Raw genomic sequence first — 16,017 nt, 5'->3', positions numbered from 1 at the left:
GGGATTCACTCAATGAAAACTTCACTACTACAAGTGCTTCTGTGCTGGGCCGCTCTAGGCCTCGCAGGATGCGCCAGTTCGCGGGTCGATCCGAGTCAGTATTCAGGCTTTCTCAAGGACTACAGCCAGCTCAAACCGGCTGAAAGCGCGAGCGGAGCACCGGTCATGCGCTGGATTGACCCGGATATTCAGCTGAACAAATACACTCACGTCTATATCGAGTCCAGCCAGTTCTACCCGAAGCCGCAACCGACAGCGGTGATCAGTACACAGACGTTGCAAGCAATCACGCGTTACTTTGATACAGCGCTGAAACGCGAGCTGGGCAAAAACCTGAGCATCGCTCAGGCGCCCGGGCCCAATACCATTATTGTCCGCCCCGCGATCACCGCCGTATCAACGTCCACCGAAGGCCTCAGGCCTTACGAGATAGTCCCGGTTGCGCTGCTTGCTGCAGCCGTGAATACCGCGGCTGGCGGTCGGGATCAGAACGTTGAAATTGCTACAGAAGCGGCCTTTCTTGATGCGGACAACAACAAAGTGCTCGCCCAGGTCGTGCGTAAAGGCAGCGGCGAGGCGCTGGAAAACGATAAAACCCAATTGACGCTGGACAGCGTGAAACCAGTATTGGACGGCTGGGCCAACGACTTGCGCCTGAGCTATGAGAAACTCAGCGCCTGGAAAAAGTAAGTCTTGGCGCGAATCCCTGCTTCTAGTGTCACGAGGTCACCTTATGAACTCCCATCAAACAAAACACACACACCCAAACTGAAATGCGCCTTCTGTAGGAGCTGCCGAAGGCTGCGAGGCATTTATCCTGACATGCCGCTATCGCAGCCTTCGGCAGCTCCTACAAGTTGTCAGCGCTGGGTCATTTCGTTTTCATCACGCAATTCGAGCACCGGGGCATGCTCTGCCATGAGTTCTGCAACCCAATCGATGAAGACTCTGACCTTGATGCTGACATGCCGGTTCGGTGGAAAGGCCACGTAGAGCGGCATGGATGCCATCCGCCACTCTTCGAACAACGGAACCAGCGCGCCAGCTGCCACATGGTCCTTGGCCATGTAGTCCGGCAGCCATATCACACCTAACCCCGCCAGCCCCGCTGCCAGATAGGCATTGCCATCGTCGACCGCCAGTACGTAGCGCCCGTGGATAAGCAGATTTTCTTCGTTGTTACGCATGGCGTATGGCAACGCTTTGCCGGTACGCGCCCAGAGAAAACCGACGATTCGATGTGACGAGTTTTCCAGATCACGCGGATGCAAGGGCGTGCCGAGGCGCTGCAGATAAGCTGGCGCCGCGTAGATTCCGAGCCGCAAGTCGCCTACCCGACGAGCCATTAACGACTGATCCGTGAGCTCGCCGCCGCGTACCACGCAGTCCACATTCTCACCAATGATGTCGACCACTCGATCGCTGACACCCATATCGATCTGGATATCCGGGTATTGCGCATGAAAGGCGGGCAATGCGGGCATCAGGATCATTCTGGCCAGCGGGCTGGGCACGTCCACTCGCAGCCTGCCTCGCGGCAACGACGCTGCGCTGGACAAGCCGGTTTCAGCGTCATCCAGGTCAGCCAGCAGCCTGATCACCCGCTCGTAATACACGGCGCCATCGGCAGTCACGTTGACCTTGCGCGTGGTGCGGTTAAGCAATTTGACCCGCAGCCTCGCCTCTAGCTGTTGAACTAGTTGGGTGACGGTGGTTTTGCTCATGTGCAGCGTATCGGCAGCTTTGGTGAAGCTGCCCGCCTCCACCACACGGGCAAATGCCAGCATTGCGTCAAAACGGTCCATTTACGCCTCGATTAACCGTTGGATTGTTTGGGATTCGCAAACAGTGCTGGACAAGGTTGCTCGTTTATTGCGTGAGTGCAAGTGCTTAGAGTCAGTCGGGTTCGATATCCAGACAAGGTAACCAAAACATGACCTCACGTGACGTAGTGTTTCCAGCAGGCCGTCAAGCGCTTTACGAACGTAACCGCTACTCCCCGGCTATCCGCTCCAACGGTTTTCTGTTCGTTTCCGGCCAGGTTGGCAGTAACGAAGATGGCTCACCGGAGCCGGACCTCGAAACCCAGACCAGAAAGGCGTTCACCAATCTGACTGCGATTCTCCAGTCAGCAGGCTGTGCATTCGATGATGTGATCGATGTAACAATATTCATTGTTGATCCCGCCTCTCGTTTCGAAACGATCTGGAAGGTCGTGCCCGAGTTCTGGGGTCATGCGCCGCACCCCACGCTGACTGCTGTGGGCGTTACCTGGCTGTACGGCTTTGACTTCGAGATCAAGGTCATCGCAAAACTTCCGGAAGCGTCTGCAAGCTGATCCGACCTGCGAGGACGGGTGTCTACATTCGTCCTCGATTTTTTTTGCGATTTTTTTACCCGACGTTGAGAAAAATCCGCGAGCGTTACGTCTTTGATGATCAGTTTGAGAATTTTTCGCAAACGTAATCAAGACGTATGAAGGATCGTATTGATGTCGCGCCTACCTGCATTGCCGTCGCTCGCCCTGCTCATCATGCTGCCCATGGGGAACAGTTGGGCTGCCGAGGCTCCTGAAAGTCCTCGCACTGCCCGTTACAGCATGAATGCCCAGCCGCTGGCATCGGCGCTGGCACAATTCGCTCGACAGAATCAGTTGCAGTTGAGCTTTGACGCTGCGCTGGCAGCGGGCAAAACCGCACCAGCCCTCAGTGGAGAGCTCAGTGAGCGCGAAGCATTGACGCAGTTGCTCAGGGATTCAGGCCTGGGTTGGTCGCTGACGGATGACCGCACGTTGCTGCTGTTCGCGCAGCCCGCCAGCGGCGCAGTCAATCTCGCCCCTTCTACCATTACTTCCACCAGTTTTGTCGAGCGCGCGGACGGCCCGGTACTGGGTTATCGTGCGACTCGCAGCGCCACGGGCACTAAAACCGACAGCGCCCTGCGTGACATTCCACAATCCATTCAGGTGGTGTCGCGGCAAGTACTGCAGGATCAACAGGTCAATAATCTCGGCGATGCGCTGACCAACGTCAGCAGCGTGCAGCGTGGCAATAGTCACGGTGGCTCTTCAGAGAGCTTCATTATTCGTGGTTTCAAAGCCACGACTTATGCCGTGGACGGCATGCTGATCAACCCGCTGGTGTCGCGCCCCGAAGCGCTGCGTGACCTGGCCAACGTCGAACGTGTCGAGGTGCTCAAGGGTCCGGCCTCGGTGCTGTATGGCCGTGGCAACCCGGGCGGGTTGATCAATCTGGTCACCCGGCAGCCGAGCTTCACGCCCGAAGCGGAAGTCAAGGCGCAGGCCGGTTCCTATGACTTCTATCGCCTTGAGGCCAACGCCAGTGGTCCACTGGACGAAGCGAAGACACTGGCCGGACGCATGACGGTTGCCACGCAGACCGAGCGGGGGTTTCGTGACACTTTTCGCGACAGCAAGCGCACGTATATCGCACCGACATTGCGCTGGGAGCCCAGCGATGTCACCCGCGTGGACGCCGGCCTGGAATACATCAACCAGACCAGCCCGTTCGACCGTGGACTGATACCGGTAAACGGCAAGATCAATATGAGCGCCGACCGTTACTTGCACGAGCCTTGGTCCAGGGACAAAGCCGACAAGTTTTCGGCCTGGTACCGCGCCGAGCACGACGTGAATGACTGGCTGACCCTGCGCCAGATGACTCGCTGGGACGAGTCTCACAAAAACCGTTATGTGGTGGATTTACGCGACCTTGCTGCTGACGGCCGGACCCTGCGCCGCCGGGCGACCGATGGCGATGAGCGTGTCAAGACGCTGGACATGCAGTTCGAAGCCATTGCCCGTTTTGCTACTGGTGGCCTGAACCACACAGCGCTGGCCGGTTTTGAATACATCGACGGCAAGCGCAATGTCGCCAGCGATCGGGCAACACTGGGCTCCATCGATATTTTCAATCCGGTTTACGGCGCCCAGCCAGGCGCGTTCGCCTTCAACGAGGAGACCGATTACAAGGTTGAGTCCTACAGTTTTTATCTTCAGGACCAGATTGACCTGAGCGAACAATGGAAACTGATCGTGGGCGCCCGCTACGACGACACTCGTCAGCGCAACACCACAACCGTTCCCGGTTCCGCTCCGGGCCAGGACCGTGTATCAACCCCGACTAACATGGACCCGACCAAGGTTTCGCCACGCTTGGGTCTGGTGTATCAGCCCGCTCACTGGCTCGCACTCTACGCCAGCTACAGCACCTCGTTTACACCGCAGAGCGATATTCAACGCAGCGGCAGCACGCTGGATCCAGAGGAAGGCGAACAATATGAGGTGGGCGCCAAGTTCGATCTGATCCCTGAGCGCCTCAGTGCAACCCTGTCGATGTTCGAGATCACCCGACAGAACGTGGCTGCGCCCGACCCGACGGATGACAACTACTCCGTACAGACCGGCGAGCAGCGGGTGCGTGGCGTAGAACTGGATGTCAGTGGTACGCCGCTGGAAGGCTGGGAAATCATCGGCAACGTCAGTGTTCTGGACGCCAAAGTCACCAAGGATACCGAAATAGAAACGGGCAACCGTCTGGACGGAGTGCCAATTCTCAGCGGGTCGATCTGGTCCAGCTATCAACTGCAGGATGGGCCGATGAAAGGCCTGGGCTTTGGCGCGGGTGTGATTGCCGTAGGTGAACGCCAGGGTGATATCAACAACAGTTACGACGTGGGTGGCTACGCCCGGGTCGATGCCAGCGTGTTCTACGACATCGACGAAAACATCCGTGTCGCCCTTAACGGCCGCAATCTGACTGACCGCAAGTACATCGAAACCGCAGCCGGTACCGACGGTAATTACGCAGGCGAGCCTGCCTCGTTCGTCGCCAGCGTGAGCGCCAGGTTTTGAGTCGTTCGCAGCCCACGCTGAACGCCGAAACACTGCATGTCGCCTACAGCAGAATCCTGCGTAAACGTCTGTGGATCTGCGCTGTACTGGTGGTGACGTTGCTGGCTTGTCTGGTGGCTGACATCACCCTGGGCACCACGCGCTTTGCCGCGAGCGATGTGCTGCTGGCGATATTTGCCCCCGCCAATACTGACCCGGACACCCAGGTGATTGTCCGTGAGCTGCGCCTGCCGTTCGCGCTGATGGCGGTATTGGTTGGCGCTGCGCTGTCCCTGGCCGGGGCGGAAATGCAGACCATCCTCAACAATCCGCTGGCCAGCCCGTTCACCCTGGGCGTCTCATCGGCAGCCTCCTTCGGTGCGGCACTGGCTATTGTGCTCGACCTGGGTATCCCGGGCGTCCCCGGTAGCTGGCTGATCACCGCCAACGCGTTCATCTTCGCCTTTGCCTCGGTCTTGCTGTTACAGGCGGTCGCGAGCCTCACGGGCGGCGTGCAGTCACTGGTGTTGTTCGGCATCGCGCTGGTCTTCAGCTTCAATGCCATGGTCGCGTTGCTGCAATACCTGGCATCGGCGGATGCCTTGCAGCAATTGGTGTTCTGGAGCATGGGCAGCCTTAGCCGAGCCAGTTGGCCTGCGGTGCAAACGCTGGCCGCGGTGTTCTTTGTGGTATTGCCATTCAGTTTGCGTGCTTCCTGGCAAATGACCACCCTGCGCCTGGGCGACGAGCGTGCTGCAACGCTGGGCATTGACGTCGCTCGTTTGCGTCTGGGCGCCCTGCTGCGCATCAGTCTGCTGGCTGCCACGGCGGTGGCGTTTGTCGGCACGATCGGTTTTATCGGACTGGTAGGCCCACACATCGCCCGCATGCTGATCGGTGAAGATCACCGGTTCTTCCTGCCGGTCAGCGCCTTGATGGGCGCACTGATCATGTCGCTGTCGGCGATTGTCAGCAAACAACTCATACCGGGCGTGGTCTTGCCTATCGGCATCGTGACCGCCGTGGTCGGCGTACCGCTGTTTATGAGCCTGATTCTCAAGCGAGGCCGGACATGAGCCTGTTGCAGGTGCGCAATCTCACCGTCGCCTACAAGCACAGCACCGTCCTGCACGGCATCGATCTGCCCGACGTGGCTCCGGGCCAGGTCGTGGCGCTGGTTGGCCCCAATGGTGCAGGCAAGTCGACCCTGCTGCGCAGTCTTGCCGGGCTGCTGTCTGCCACGGGGGAAATACGCCTGGGAGACCTCGACCTGCTGCGGTGCAAGCGTCGTGAACGTGCCGCCGTGCTGGGTTTCATGCCTCAGACCTTGCCCGACGGTATTGCCTTGAGTGTGCTCGAAACGTTGCTTGGCGCGTTACGCGGTGGTGATTCGCTGGCCATGGTTGGCAGCGCAAGGGACCAACAAGACAAAGCCTGTGCAGTGCTGGAACAACTGGGAATCATGCATCTGGCCCTGCAACCGTTGGAGAGTCTGTCCGGTGGTCAACGCCAGATGGTTAGCCTGGCTCAGGCCGTGATTCGTCAACCGCGCCTGCTGTTGCTCGACGAGCCCACCAGTGCGCTCGATCTGCGTTATCAGAATGACGTCATGAGCATGGTTCGACAGTTGGCCGATCAGGACCGCATCGTAGTCGTTGTGCTCCATGACCTCGGGCTGGCGGCGCGCTGGGCCGACCAGATCATGGTCCTCGAACGCGGACGCCTGAACGCCGCTGGCAGTCCGGCACAGACCCTGACCCCGGCCATGCTGGCACAGGTCTATCGGGTACACGCCCGGGTTGAACGCTGCAGCCAGGGCCGGGTGCAGATTCATGTCGACGGGTCGGTGGCATGAGTTTCTCAGGCAGTACACTGCAAACTGTTGGAGCGAGGCTTGCCCGCGAACCGGTCAAACGGGTACGGCAGGCATACCGCGTCACCGCTCTTCGCGGGCAAGCCTCGCTCCAACGATGGATAACCTGTTTCCTGACTACTCTGGCACTAATGCCCCTGTTTTGCGCAACATCCCAGGCAGAGAATTACCCAATCACGGTCGTCGATCTGGCCGGGCGCAGCGTCACACTGCCCCACGCCCCACAACGTATCGTGCTGCAGGACAGTAACGTGCTGCTGTCATTAGCGTTGCTGGAGCGTGAATCGCCATTGGCCCGGGTCGTTGCGTGGGATAACAATCTGGCCAGTTCCGACCCTGGACTCTGGAAGGTCGTGAGCCAGCGTTGGCCGCAGGCAAAGCAAGTCCAGGACCTGGACTTTCCCGACACCGGCCAGCTGGACATCGAAAGCCTGCTGCGCACCCACCCTGACCTGATCATCGCCCGCCTCAGTGGGCGCGCAGCCATTGAGAATACGGTACTCAACAGCGTGCTTGAGCGGCTGGGAATCCCCCTGATCTATGTCGACAATGAGCTGGATCCCTTGGTTAACGTACCCCGCAGCCTGGAGTTGCTGGGCCAGGTATTGGGCCAGGAAGACAACGCAGCTGCCTACCTGCAGGTCTACCGTCGGCAGTTGGCGCACATCCGCGAGAAAACTGCGGGTTTACCCGGCTCCAAAGTATTTGTCGAGGCGCGGGCCGGACAAGCAGGATCTGGCGGGTGCTGCCACACTCAGGCCCACGCTGGCTGGGGCTTGCTGATTGAAAACCTGGGAGCAATAAACCTGGGCTCGCGCTATCTGCGCAGCGAGTCAGCCGACGTAGCACTGGAAACTCTGATTCTGAGTAAACCCGACGTGTACCTCATGACGGGCACCCAGCGTCAACGCAATGGGGTTACCGCCATCCCTTTTGGCTATGGCGCCGATGCCGAACGTATCAACAGCGAAATGAACCGTTTGATGTCCCGCCCAGGCTTTGCGGCCACTGCGAACTCAGCAGAAAACTGCGTACAGGGCCTCAATCATCAGTTCTATAACAGCGTTTTCAACGTGGTCGGGGCACAATGGCTGGCGAAGATCTTCTGGCCAGAACAGTTCGCTGATCTGGACCCGGACGCCGAGTACCGGATGTTGATCCGGCAGTTCACCGCGTTACCCGACGTGCCTTTTGTTTTCCATCAACAGGCGTGCTTCAAAGACCTGGGCAGCGCTTCCAGATAAGCGCTGCGCAACAGACACAGGAGCCTGAATGAACGGATTTGTCTGGCACCACATTCCATTTTTACAGGGCCCCAACACGCGCCGCCTGACGAGTAGTCACAATGATCAGCAACACCTTAAAACAACTGAAGCTCTGGGCTCGCCGCCTCAAAGCCAATCTGATTCTGCTCTGGTTGTGCTGCCGTCAACCGGACATGCCCTGGCTGCCAAAAGTCATCGCATTAGTGACCGTGGCTTACGCCATCAGCCCGATTGATCTGATTCCCGATTTCATCCCGGTACTGGGCTTCCTGGACGATGTGCTTTTGCTGCCGCTGGGTATCGCCCTCGCCCTGCGTCTCATCCCTGAAACGCTGCAGCAACGTTGTCGTGCTGAAGCACAAGCCATGGCAGGACAGCGAATCAGTCTCAATGGACGCTGGTTGATGGTCGTCTGCATCGTGCTGATCTGGTTATTGATCGCGTGGGCGCTGTGGCGCGCATTGGCAACCTGAGCCCGAACCGGTCAGGCCAGCTCAAACAGCACATCCTGCGCACCTTCCCAAAGGGTCTTAACCCCGAGGGCGCGCAGGTTTTCCTTGCCCTGCACAATGGTCAGGAAGTGATTACCGGCCAATTGCCCCATTTTGCTGGCGAAGCAGCACGAACCATAGGCGATCAGAATCTCGGTCTCGCTGTAAGGTCCGGGGTAGAACAGAATGTCCCCTACCGATGGATGGCTGGTGTGATTTTCAAAGCCGATGGGCTGATCGTTCAACAGCAGTTGGTACTCGCCCAATGGCACCCAGCAAGCCTCACCGCTCCATCGAACGTGAATCGCTTTCTGTCGGTATGGCAACAGCGTGAGAAAAGCCGCAACGGTTTGCGGTGCGTCCGGATGGGTTTCAGCGAGAAACTCGTACCCGCCCGAGGTAATTTTCAGGGTCGTCATTCAGGATCACTCTCAAGATAAACGGGTTAATCACATCGAGACACTGCAAGCACCTGTCTAAGCAGGCTGACTGACAGCGTTCGGTTTCCGGGTACTCTCAGGTTTATCTGCAGAAGCAGCGGCTACCACCAGGCTCACTTCAAAACAGCACCCCTGTGGCACACGGCTTTCAAGATTGACCGACCACCCTTGATGCGTGCAGATGCGCTGCACCAGCGACAGGCCCAGACCGAGGCCTTCCCCTCGCTGCTCATCGCCCCGGACAAAAGGCTGAAACATGGCCTGCTGTTTCTCAATCGGTATACCGATTCCGCTGTCTTCAACCGTAAAGCGGTTACCGTGCAGGTTCAGGCTGATAAAGCCCTCGTCGGTGTAGTGCCAGGCATTGCGCAGCAGGTTACTCATGACCGAATGCAGCAGCGTTGCGTTGTACAGGCGATCCGAACCAACGCCGGGCTCATAGCGCAAGGTCAGGCCTTTTTCTTCGATGGGTTTGCGCCAGATATCCACTAACTCATCCGCCACCGCCGTAAGCGTTGAGCGCGGGCCATGCCCTGGCACCTCGGTGTCGATACGGGCCAGTAGCAGGAAGGTTTCCACCAGTTGGCGCATGCCTTCGCTGGCGCGGGAGATGCGTAATACCTGATTACGTGATCGAGGGTCCACGGCGGGATTTTCCAACAACAACTCACAGGAACTCGCCAGCACCATCAACGGCGTGCGCAGTTCATGACTGACATCACTGGTGAACATCTTCTCGCGACTCAGGGCGGCGCGCAATCGGCCCAGGGTTTCATCGAAAGACACAGCAAGCTCACCCACTTCGTCATGCGCATAATCCGGTGCCAGCGCCGGGGCGGCGTCCATGACCTGATCACGGTGACGCACCTGCCCCGCCAGTTTTACCACGGGCGCCATGACCCGCTGTGCGAGCAGGCGCCCCAGCAACAACGCCAACAGAACGCTGAGCACAAACCCCACCAGAACAATGGCAAACAAGATGCGCTCGCGCTGAATCGTCGCGGACTGGTCCCGCAGCAAGACGTACTGACGACCATCCACTACGTCGACCATCGCGTAGTAACTGATGTTGTCTTTGGTGACTTTGTGAAATCCGGGCCCAAGAGGCTTGAGAACATCAGGCATCGCAAACAGGCCCGACGCATCCTGCACGTAGAAAAACGAGTCTTTTTCCGGTCGATGGCTCCAGTTGGCGACGTCATCCATCAACAGCAGGCGGTGCAGGTCGCCGTTCATTGAAAGTGTGGTCAGCTTTTTACCCACCAGGTGCACAGTGACGACAATGCCTGCTGCAAAAATCAAGGCGACCAGAGTACTCATCAGCGTGAAGACGATGACGATGCGCTGTTTGAGACTGTGTTTGATATCCATGCAGCTTCCGTTGACGTTTACATCCGGACAGTATCAGGCCAGATATGTCGTCATTTCGTCAACGGAGCTACACAGTAGGTGTCGGGGACGGTGTTAAAAACCTGGCAATGCACTGACTACGCGCAACGCCAGGCCCTCGTAGGCGTCGAGAGTAATCGTGAATTCACCCTGGTCTGTCAGGTCGCCCTCGACCCGTTCATTAATGATATCCACCACAGGTCCCGGGGCTATGTCAGCCAGGTGCAGCGTTTCCACCACTGGCTCGTTGCTGAAGTTCAGCGCCGTGATCTGCGTGCCCTTCCCAGCAGGCAACTCGTGCACCATGATCAGCAGTCCTGGATGCTGCACATCCGGAATCAGGATCTGCTTGCTTGCAGCGATGTCGTAGGCACGGCGCACTGCGAGGATTTTCTTCAACTGCGAAGCAAAGGAATCGGGGCGTTGTAGCTGACTGACGAGGCTGCCGTACAACGTTCTGGCGCGGGGCATGTTGCCCGCCGAAAAGTCGGCTTCGGGGTCCAGATCGACCAAGTCGTAAGCGCCGCGATGGATCCAGCGGGTATCACCGTCCTGCATCAGATGTTGAACCTGATCAGCAGGCAATGGCAGCGCGCCGACCAAATCCCAGCCTGACAAGGCAAACACGCCGGGTTGCATGGCGTTGAACATCACCAACAGCAAGTGGATGTGCTGGATTTTCTGAACATCTTCGTCGGTGATCGCGTCCAGATCACGAATGCCCAATGCCGCTGTAATGATGCTTGCGGTGGTGCACGACACGCCATTGGTCACGAACTTCAGGTTATACGGGGCGTGCTCTCCCGCCAGCCGCTCGTACATTTCTTCACGGATATGCTCGCGAAGAATATTGCCGGGCAGCGTCTGGCCTTGATAGTGGTAGGTGTCATGGGCGTGCAGCGTCCAGAAGTGCACCAGCTCAAGGGTTAATTCGTCATGGTTCTGCAGCGCATGAATCAGAGACGCCGGGTCGATGCCAAAAGCATGCACCTGGCGCAGCATCAGCCGCAGAAACTCAGTGGTGCCGGTCAGCAGCGCATGCTGGTAAGCCGGGCGGGAAATGAAGTCGTAAGACAGATCTGCACCGCCATGAGACATCGAGGCGATGTCGTCCAGCGTCAGGTTCAATTCCTGAAAACTGAAGCCGCCTGCCTTGCGGATCGCCCCGCCCAACAACTGGTTGCCGGTGATCGACAGTGGATGACTTTCAGACCAGGCATTGCCTTCAGCCTTGCGCTCGACGCCCAGAAAACCATTGGCATCCAGACGTAAAACCCGCGCGCCCATGACGTCAATGGAATGCAGCGCATCGCCGATGATCATTTGCTGCGCCGCGAAGCTTGGGTCCAGCCAATTCAGGGATGGCTGACCTTCCTTGAAGTAATGCAGGTACACCCAACGCCGGGCCTTGCCGTCTACACCCTGGACAATGCCGGTAGCGCTCCAGTCGGTTTCCTTGACGCCAGGCTCAAAGAAAATTACCCGTTGTAACTGACCGACGATGTAATGCTTGTCCTTCAACGCATCGACTACTTCGGGCATCAGGTTCACGGCGTCGCGTCCAGCCGGAATATCCGGCAGCAGCTGCCAGTCTTCCTCACGGATTTCGACCATGTGATACAGGCCCGGATAATCCTCATAGGCCATTTCGGCCAGTCGGAAGTCGGAACCTTTGCCGGTGTGCGACGGGATCACATCATCAATGACCACTGCGTTGTGCGCAGCAGCGATGCGGCTCAGGCTGAGCAACTGCGCATCGGTGCCCAGCTCAGGGTCGATACCGAAGCTGATCCGGTCAAAGTTACCGTCGATAGTAGGTGTGTGCTGCCGTCCCTGAAGGCCGCCGGAGGTTTTCAGCGGGCCGTTGTGAATCCCTTGAATACCAATCTCGGACATGGCGTGCCAGAGCGTTTCATCGCCCAGCGCTTCAAGGACCGATCCGCCCTGTCGGGTGATGATCGACGCCGGATAAGCAGTAAACCAGACCGATGCAATCGCCGATGCATCTCTGGGTCGGGACTCGGCGAATGGACGTTGCCAAAGCCTGCCTTGCCCTGAGTACAACTTGGCGCGCTGTCGTGCGGCATTGAGCATTGACTGTTCAACCAGCCACTCCACGTACTGCTTTTCCGGTGTCGTCATAAATTCCAGTCATCCGCTTCACGTCAGTCGAGTTGAAACGATCGGATTGATCTGAGCTGTTCCGATTGAGTCTGCGTACCTTTTTCAAGGCCTCACTGGTTTTAAGAGCGTAACGGGCGGCAAACGTTGCATTTATGTTTGATTGGCATACGCCAGACAGCAAAAAACTCCAGCGCTTTGGGCACTGGAGTTCTCTCAACAGCGGTGTTCAGTAAGCCTGTTTTACGCTACCGCAAACAACTCTTCTGCAATCTGCTTTTGCGCCGCAGTCAGCGCATTGGCACGCGGCTCCTCGCCATAAGCCAGGCCGTGAGCGAAGACAAACTTCAAATCGGTCACACCAATGAAACCGAACAGAACCTTGAGGAAATCTTCATGGCCAACGCTGGTCGGTTGACCGACGTGCAAACCACCAGCAGTGGAAACGATGATCACTTGTTTACCGCCAGCCAGGCCTTCCGGGCCTGTTTCGGTGTAACGGAAGGTACGCCCGGCAACAGTAATGCGGTCAATCCAGGCCTTGAGCTGGCTAGGAATAGTGAAGTTATAGACCGGTGCACCAATCACAACCACGTCGGCATCAAGGAACTCCTGCAGGATCTGCTCGTTGGTTGCGACTTCCTGCTTCTGCGCGGCATCACGGCCTTCTTCAGGCGTGCCCGCTGCGGCAAGGGTCGCCGGGGAAAAATGGTTCAGTGATTCGCTGGCCAGATCGCGGTAAGTGACCTGTGCGTTTTGTTCAACAGCAGTAAAGGCTGAAACGACTTCGCGGCTGAGCTGGCGAGACGCAGAGTGATCGCCGAGGATGCTGGAATCGATGTGCAAAAGTTTCATAACGTGCTTCCCAAATGAAAAGTCGCCAGCTGGCGATTAAGCGGGGATAATCCTACAGCGCAATCCAATCGCTGATTAGTCGGCTTAAATGTGATAGTTCGTTCTACACACAGGACAATCGACCCCGGTATGCAAGACCTTAACGACCTTTACTATTTCGCCAAAGTCGTCGAATACGGTGGCTTTGCTGCCGCCGGACGCCTGCTGGGCATTCCCAAGTCGCGTCTGTCACGGCGTATTGCCGAACTTGAAGAGCGTTTGGGCGCGAGCCTGCTGCAACGCACTACGCGCAAACTGGCCCTGACGGCTGTGGGCGAGCGTTATCTGAGCCACTGCCAGGCGATGCTGCTGGAAGCGGAGATGGCCGATGAGGCAGTCGCGTCGTTGACGGCCGAGCCGCGTGGCAGATTGCGAGTGTCGTGCCCGATTGGCATGACGCACTGGAATCTGTCCGAAGTGGTCAACGAATTCCTCATCCGGCATCCGCAGGTGCAACTGGAGCTGATTCTGGTCAATCGTCGGGTCGATCTGGTCAACGAGGGCATCGACGTCGCGTTACGCGTCCGTGACGTTGGCGATGAAGACCCAAGCCTGATCGTGCGTCAATTGTCTCCGGCCCGCGCCGCCATCGTGGCATCGCCGGCCTTGCTGAAAGGACACAACATCACCCGTCCACAAGACTTGGCCGCGTTGCCAGTGCTGGGCGCTGCTGAGGCCGACCGCAAGGTGCACTTTCAACTGCTGCACAGCAATGGCGAACGCTGCGAATTGGCACTCGATCCACGCCTGGTGGTGGATGACTTCCCGATTCGCAAAAATGCCGCTCTGCAAGGGCTAGGCCTGACCATGCTGCCTTTGATGAATTGTCACGAAGAGTTGGCCAATGGTCAGTTGATTCAGTTGTTGCCTGACTGGTCGCTGCCCAGTGGTAACTTGCAAGCGGCCTACACCCAGCGGCGCGGCATGTTGCCCGCCGTGCGCGCGTGGATTGAACATGTAAGCCAGGCGTTCAAACACGAACCCGTTACACCCAAAGCAAGCCATCAGGAGCAGACTCATGGCCATTGAGAAGACGGCTGACCAGCCAATGGATATTGAGCAAGTTGCCGCGTATTGCCTGCAACTGCCGGGAGCCCGTGAGGACTACAAATGGGGCGGTACGCGAGTGTTTTCGATTGCTGGCAACAAGATGTTTGCGGTGATGGATCTGGCAGGCAAAGGCCTGTCTTTCAAAGTAGCGCCCGAATTATTCCTCGGTTATGTCGATCGCCCTGGCGTACGACCCGCACCGTATCTCGCGCGAGCTTACTGGATCAGCGTCGCCACGCCCTACTCCCTGGGTGACGAGGAGTTGCGAGACCTGTTGACCCGTTCGCATCAGCTGGTAGTCAGCAAATTGCCAAAGAAACAGCAGATCGCACTGAAGTTGTGACGGCTTAGTAAAAGTGCCTGCTCAGGTAATTGCCACCCAACAACACACGATCAATCCAGATCACCTCATGCAGCAGCACGATCAGCCAGAACAGCACTTGAAAGGACAGTTTGCGGGTTTTATGACGCAGCACTTGCTGCGCAAGCATCGCGCCCGGCCAGCCACCCAGCAGCTCCACGGCGTGAAGGATTTTCTCCGGGGTCCGCCAGCCGCCAGCTCTGGCCTGGCGTTTGTCGCGCCAGTACAGCAAGAACGCCAGCAGGCTCATTGTCAGGTAGACCGCAGCGGGCAACCAAACGCCGTTGAGCAACAGCGACGTTAGGCCGACTACCGGCAGCAGACAAATGGCCAGGAAGATCGCCAGTTTGACTCTCGCGAAACGTAACGGCTGCTGTTTTGGCGCTGCCGGTTTATTGGGTTTGACGCGTGACTCTGCGCCCATCAGCCTTGCACGCTGGTCCAGTCAATCCAGCCGAATTGCCAGGTCGCCAGAATCAACAGGCCAAAGACAATGCGGTACCAGGCAAATACTGCGTAGCTGTGGCTGGCAATGAACTTGAGCAGCCCGCGCACGGCTATCATGGCGAAGATAAAGGACACAACGAAACCCAGGGCAAACACCGGGAAGTCATCAGGCTGGAACAGGTCGCGGTACTTGTAACCCGAGTAAACAGCAGCGCCGACCATGGTCGGCATGGCCAGAAAGAAGGAGAACTCGGTAGCGGTTTTGCGCGACAAGCCGAACAGCAGCCCACCAATGATCGTCGAGCCAGAACGAGAAGTCCCCGGAATCATCGCCAGACACTGCGCGCAACCGACCTTCAGCGCGTCGCGCCAGGTCATATCATCAACGCTTTCGGCATGAACCACGTGGTCCCGACGCTCGGCCCACAGCATGATCACACCGCCGATGACCAGAGCCGTCGCGACCGTAATCGGGTTGAACAGATACTCGTGGATCAAGTCTGCAAACATCACACCCAGGACAACGGCGGGCAGAAAAGCGATCAGCAGATTGAGCGTAAAGCGTTGCGCCTGACGTTGTTTGGGCAGCCCGACGACGACCTCAAGGATCTTGCGGCGGAACTCCCAGACCACGGCGAGTATCGCGCCAAGCTGAATAATGATGTTGAAGGCCATCGCCCTCTCGCCACCGAAGTCGATCAAGTCCGCGACAATGATCTGGTGCCCGGTGCTGGAAATGGGCAGGAACTCCGTCAGCCCCTCCACAATCCCGAGAATCAATGCCTGAGCGGCGGTCCAAAGATCCATCATTCCCCCAAGTGAAGCATTGCTCGA

Annotated in this window: 16 protein-coding genes; 9 read left to right on the top strand and 7 right to left on the bottom strand. The window is 57.9% G+C overall.

Going from position 1 to position 16,017, the window contains the following annotated elements; translation table 11 throughout:
- Positions 1-12: 12 nt before the first annotated feature.
- Positions 13-690: a DUF3313 domain-containing protein gene (locus tag ACYASS_RS12455; protein WP_463586342.1), complete on the top strand. Its 678-nt coding sequence runs from the start codon at positions 13-15 to the stop codon at positions 688-690.
- Between the two features lie 170 nt (positions 691-860).
- Here the strand turns inward: ACYASS_RS12455 and ACYASS_RS12450 are convergent, their stop codons facing one another.
- Complete coding sequence (locus ACYASS_RS12450; RefSeq protein ID WP_463586341.1) at positions 861-1,805, bottom strand: LysR family transcriptional regulator; 945 nt, start codon at positions 1,803-1,805, stop codon at positions 861-863.
- Positions 1,806-1,933: 128 nt separating this feature from the next.
- Between ACYASS_RS12450 and ACYASS_RS12445 the strand changes: the two genes are divergently transcribed.
- The 6 genes from ACYASS_RS12445 to ACYASS_RS12420 all read left to right on the top strand — a co-directional run bounded on the left by ACYASS_RS12445 (position 1,934) and on the right by ACYASS_RS12420 (position 8,463).
- Positions 1,934-2,338, top strand: a complete 405-nt coding sequence (locus ACYASS_RS12445; RefSeq protein ID WP_463586340.1) for a RidA family protein — start codon at positions 1,934-1,936, stop codon at positions 2,336-2,338.
- Positions 2,339-2,491: 153 nt separating this feature from the next.
- On the top strand, positions 2,492-4,873 hold the full coding sequence (locus ACYASS_RS12440; RefSeq protein WP_463586339.1) for a TonB-dependent siderophore receptor: 2,382 nt from the start codon (positions 2,492-2,494) through the stop codon (positions 4,871-4,873).
- Positions 4,870-5,928: a FecCD family ABC transporter permease gene (locus ACYASS_RS12435; protein ID WP_463586338.1), complete on the top strand. Its 1,059-nt coding sequence runs from the start codon at positions 4,870-4,872 to the stop codon at positions 5,926-5,928. The genes ACYASS_RS12440 and ACYASS_RS12435 overlap by 4 nt, the downstream gene beginning before the upstream one ends.
- A complete protein-coding gene (locus tag ACYASS_RS12430; RefSeq protein ID WP_463586337.1) occupies positions 5,925-6,707 on the top strand; it encodes an ABC transporter ATP-binding protein in 783 nt (260 codons plus the stop codon). The genes ACYASS_RS12435 and ACYASS_RS12430 overlap by 4 nt, the downstream gene beginning before the upstream one ends.
- Positions 6,708-6,856: 149 nt before the next feature.
- Positions 6,857-7,969: an ABC transporter substrate-binding protein gene (locus ACYASS_RS12425; RefSeq protein WP_463586336.1), complete on the top strand. Its 1,113-nt coding sequence runs from the start codon at positions 6,857-6,859 to the stop codon at positions 7,967-7,969.
- A 101-nt stretch (positions 7,970-8,070) separates the two neighbouring features.
- Positions 8,071-8,463 (top strand): YkvA family protein, encoded by a 393-nt coding sequence (locus ACYASS_RS12420; RefSeq protein WP_463586335.1) that lies wholly within the window; start codon positions 8,071-8,073, stop codon positions 8,461-8,463.
- Between the two features lie 11 nt (positions 8,464-8,474).
- On the opposite strand, the gene ACYASS_RS12415 is transcribed toward ACYASS_RS12420, so the two are convergent.
- From ACYASS_RS12415 to ACYASS_RS12400, 4 genes are all read right to left on the bottom strand, one after another.
- On the bottom strand, positions 8,475-8,900 hold the full coding sequence (locus ACYASS_RS12415; RefSeq protein ID WP_463586334.1) for a DUF3830 family protein: 426 nt from the start codon (positions 8,898-8,900) through the stop codon (positions 8,475-8,477).
- Positions 8,901-8,957: 57 nt separating this feature from the next.
- Entirely contained in the window at positions 8,958-10,292 is a 1,335-nt protein-coding gene (locus ACYASS_RS12410; RefSeq protein WP_463586333.1) for a sensor histidine kinase, read from the bottom strand.
- 93 nt (positions 10,293-10,385) lie between these two features.
- Positions 10,386-12,452, bottom strand: a complete 2,067-nt coding sequence (gene treS, locus ACYASS_RS12405) for a maltose alpha-D-glucosyltransferase (RefSeq protein ID WP_243247462.1) — start codon at positions 12,450-12,452, stop codon at positions 10,386-10,388.
- Positions 12,453-12,674: 222 nt separating this feature from the next.
- Positions 12,675-13,286 carry an FMN-dependent NADH-azoreductase gene (locus ACYASS_RS12400; protein WP_463586332.1) on the bottom strand — a complete coding sequence of 204 codons (612 nt, stop codon included), beginning with the start codon at positions 13,284-13,286 and terminating at the stop codon, positions 12,675-12,677.
- A gap of 129 nt (positions 13,287-13,415) precedes the next feature.
- Here ACYASS_RS12400 and ACYASS_RS12395 point away from each other — a divergent pair, with 129 nt between their 5' ends.
- Positions 13,416-14,354: a LysR substrate-binding domain-containing protein gene (locus ACYASS_RS12395; protein WP_463586331.1), complete on the top strand. Its 939-nt coding sequence runs from the start codon at positions 13,416-13,418 to the stop codon at positions 14,352-14,354.
- Positions 14,355-14,373: 19 nt separating this feature from the next.
- Entirely contained in the window at positions 14,374-14,718 is a 345-nt protein-coding gene (locus ACYASS_RS12390) for an MmcQ/YjbR family DNA-binding protein (RefSeq protein ID WP_463586370.1), read from the top strand.
- Positions 14,719-14,722: 4 nt separating this feature from the next.
- Here the strand turns inward: ACYASS_RS12390 and ACYASS_RS12385 are convergent, their stop codons facing one another.
- Both ACYASS_RS12385 and ACYASS_RS12380 read right to left on the bottom strand, forming a co-directional pair.
- Positions 14,723-15,160 carry a DUF1294 domain-containing protein gene (locus ACYASS_RS12385; protein WP_463586330.1) on the bottom strand — a complete coding sequence of 146 codons (438 nt, stop codon included), beginning with the start codon at positions 15,158-15,160 and terminating at the stop codon, positions 14,723-14,725.
- On the bottom strand, positions 15,160-15,990 hold the full coding sequence (locus ACYASS_RS12380) for an undecaprenyl-diphosphate phosphatase (RefSeq protein WP_122664484.1): 831 nt from the start codon (positions 15,988-15,990) through the stop codon (positions 15,160-15,162). Before ACYASS_RS12380 ends, ACYASS_RS12385 begins: the two co-directional genes overlap by 1 nt.
- Between the last annotated feature and the right edge of the window lie 27 nt (positions 15,991-16,017).

The sequence above is a fragment of the Pseudomonas sp. HP_14 genome (assembly GCF_055283875.1).
The sequence above is the reverse complement of the archived record's forward strand: the minus strand, read 5'-3'. Positions and strand labels throughout refer to the sequence as shown.

Coding starts and splice junctions, on each gene's coding strand:
- ACYASS_RS12455 (WP_463586342.1), top strand. CDS start 13: ATGAAAACTTCACTACTACAAGTGCTTCTGTGCTGGGCCGCTCTAGGC.
- ACYASS_RS12450 (WP_463586341.1), bottom strand. CDS start 1,805: ATGGACCGTTTTGACGCAATGCTGGCATTTGCCCGTGTGGTGGAGGCG.
- ACYASS_RS12445 (WP_463586340.1), top strand. CDS start 1,934: ATGACCTCACGTGACGTAGTGTTTCCAGCAGGCCGTCAAGCGCTTTAC.
- ACYASS_RS12440 (WP_463586339.1), top strand. CDS start 2,492: ATGTCGCGCCTACCTGCATTGCCGTCGCTCGCCCTGCTCATCATGCTG.
- ACYASS_RS12430 (WP_463586337.1), top strand. CDS start 5,925: ATGAGCCTGTTGCAGGTGCGCAATCTCACCGTCGCCTACAAGCACAGC.
- ACYASS_RS12425 (WP_463586336.1), top strand. CDS start 6,857: ATGCCCCTGTTTTGCGCAACATCCCAGGCAGAGAATTACCCAATCACG.
- ACYASS_RS12420 (WP_463586335.1), top strand. CDS start 8,071: ATGATCAGCAACACCTTAAAACAACTGAAGCTCTGGGCTCGCCGCCTC.
- ACYASS_RS12415 (WP_463586334.1), bottom strand. CDS start 8,900: ATGACGACCCTGAAAATTACCTCGGGCGGGTACGAGTTTCTCGCTGAA.
- ACYASS_RS12410 (WP_463586333.1), bottom strand. CDS start 10,292: ATGGATATCAAACACAGTCTCAAACAGCGCATCGTCATCGTCTTCACG.
- treS (WP_243247462.1), bottom strand. CDS start 12,452: ATGACGACACCGGAAAAGCAGTACGTGGAGTGGCTGGTTGAACAGTCA.
- ACYASS_RS12400 (WP_463586332.1), bottom strand. CDS start 13,286: ATGAAACTTTTGCACATCGATTCCAGCATCCTCGGCGATCACTCTGCG.
- ACYASS_RS12395 (WP_463586331.1), top strand. CDS start 13,416: ATGCAAGACCTTAACGACCTTTACTATTTCGCCAAAGTCGTCGAATAC.
- ACYASS_RS12390 (WP_463586370.1), top strand. CDS start 14,374: ATGGATATTGAGCAAGTTGCCGCGTATTGCCTGCAACTGCCGGGAGCC.
- ACYASS_RS12385 (WP_463586330.1), bottom strand. CDS start 15,160: ATGGGCGCAGAGTCACGCGTCAAACCCAATAAACCGGCAGCGCCAAAA.
- ACYASS_RS12380 (WP_122664484.1), bottom strand. CDS start 15,990: ATGGATCTTTGGACCGCCGCTCAGGCATTGATTCTCGGGATTGTGGAG.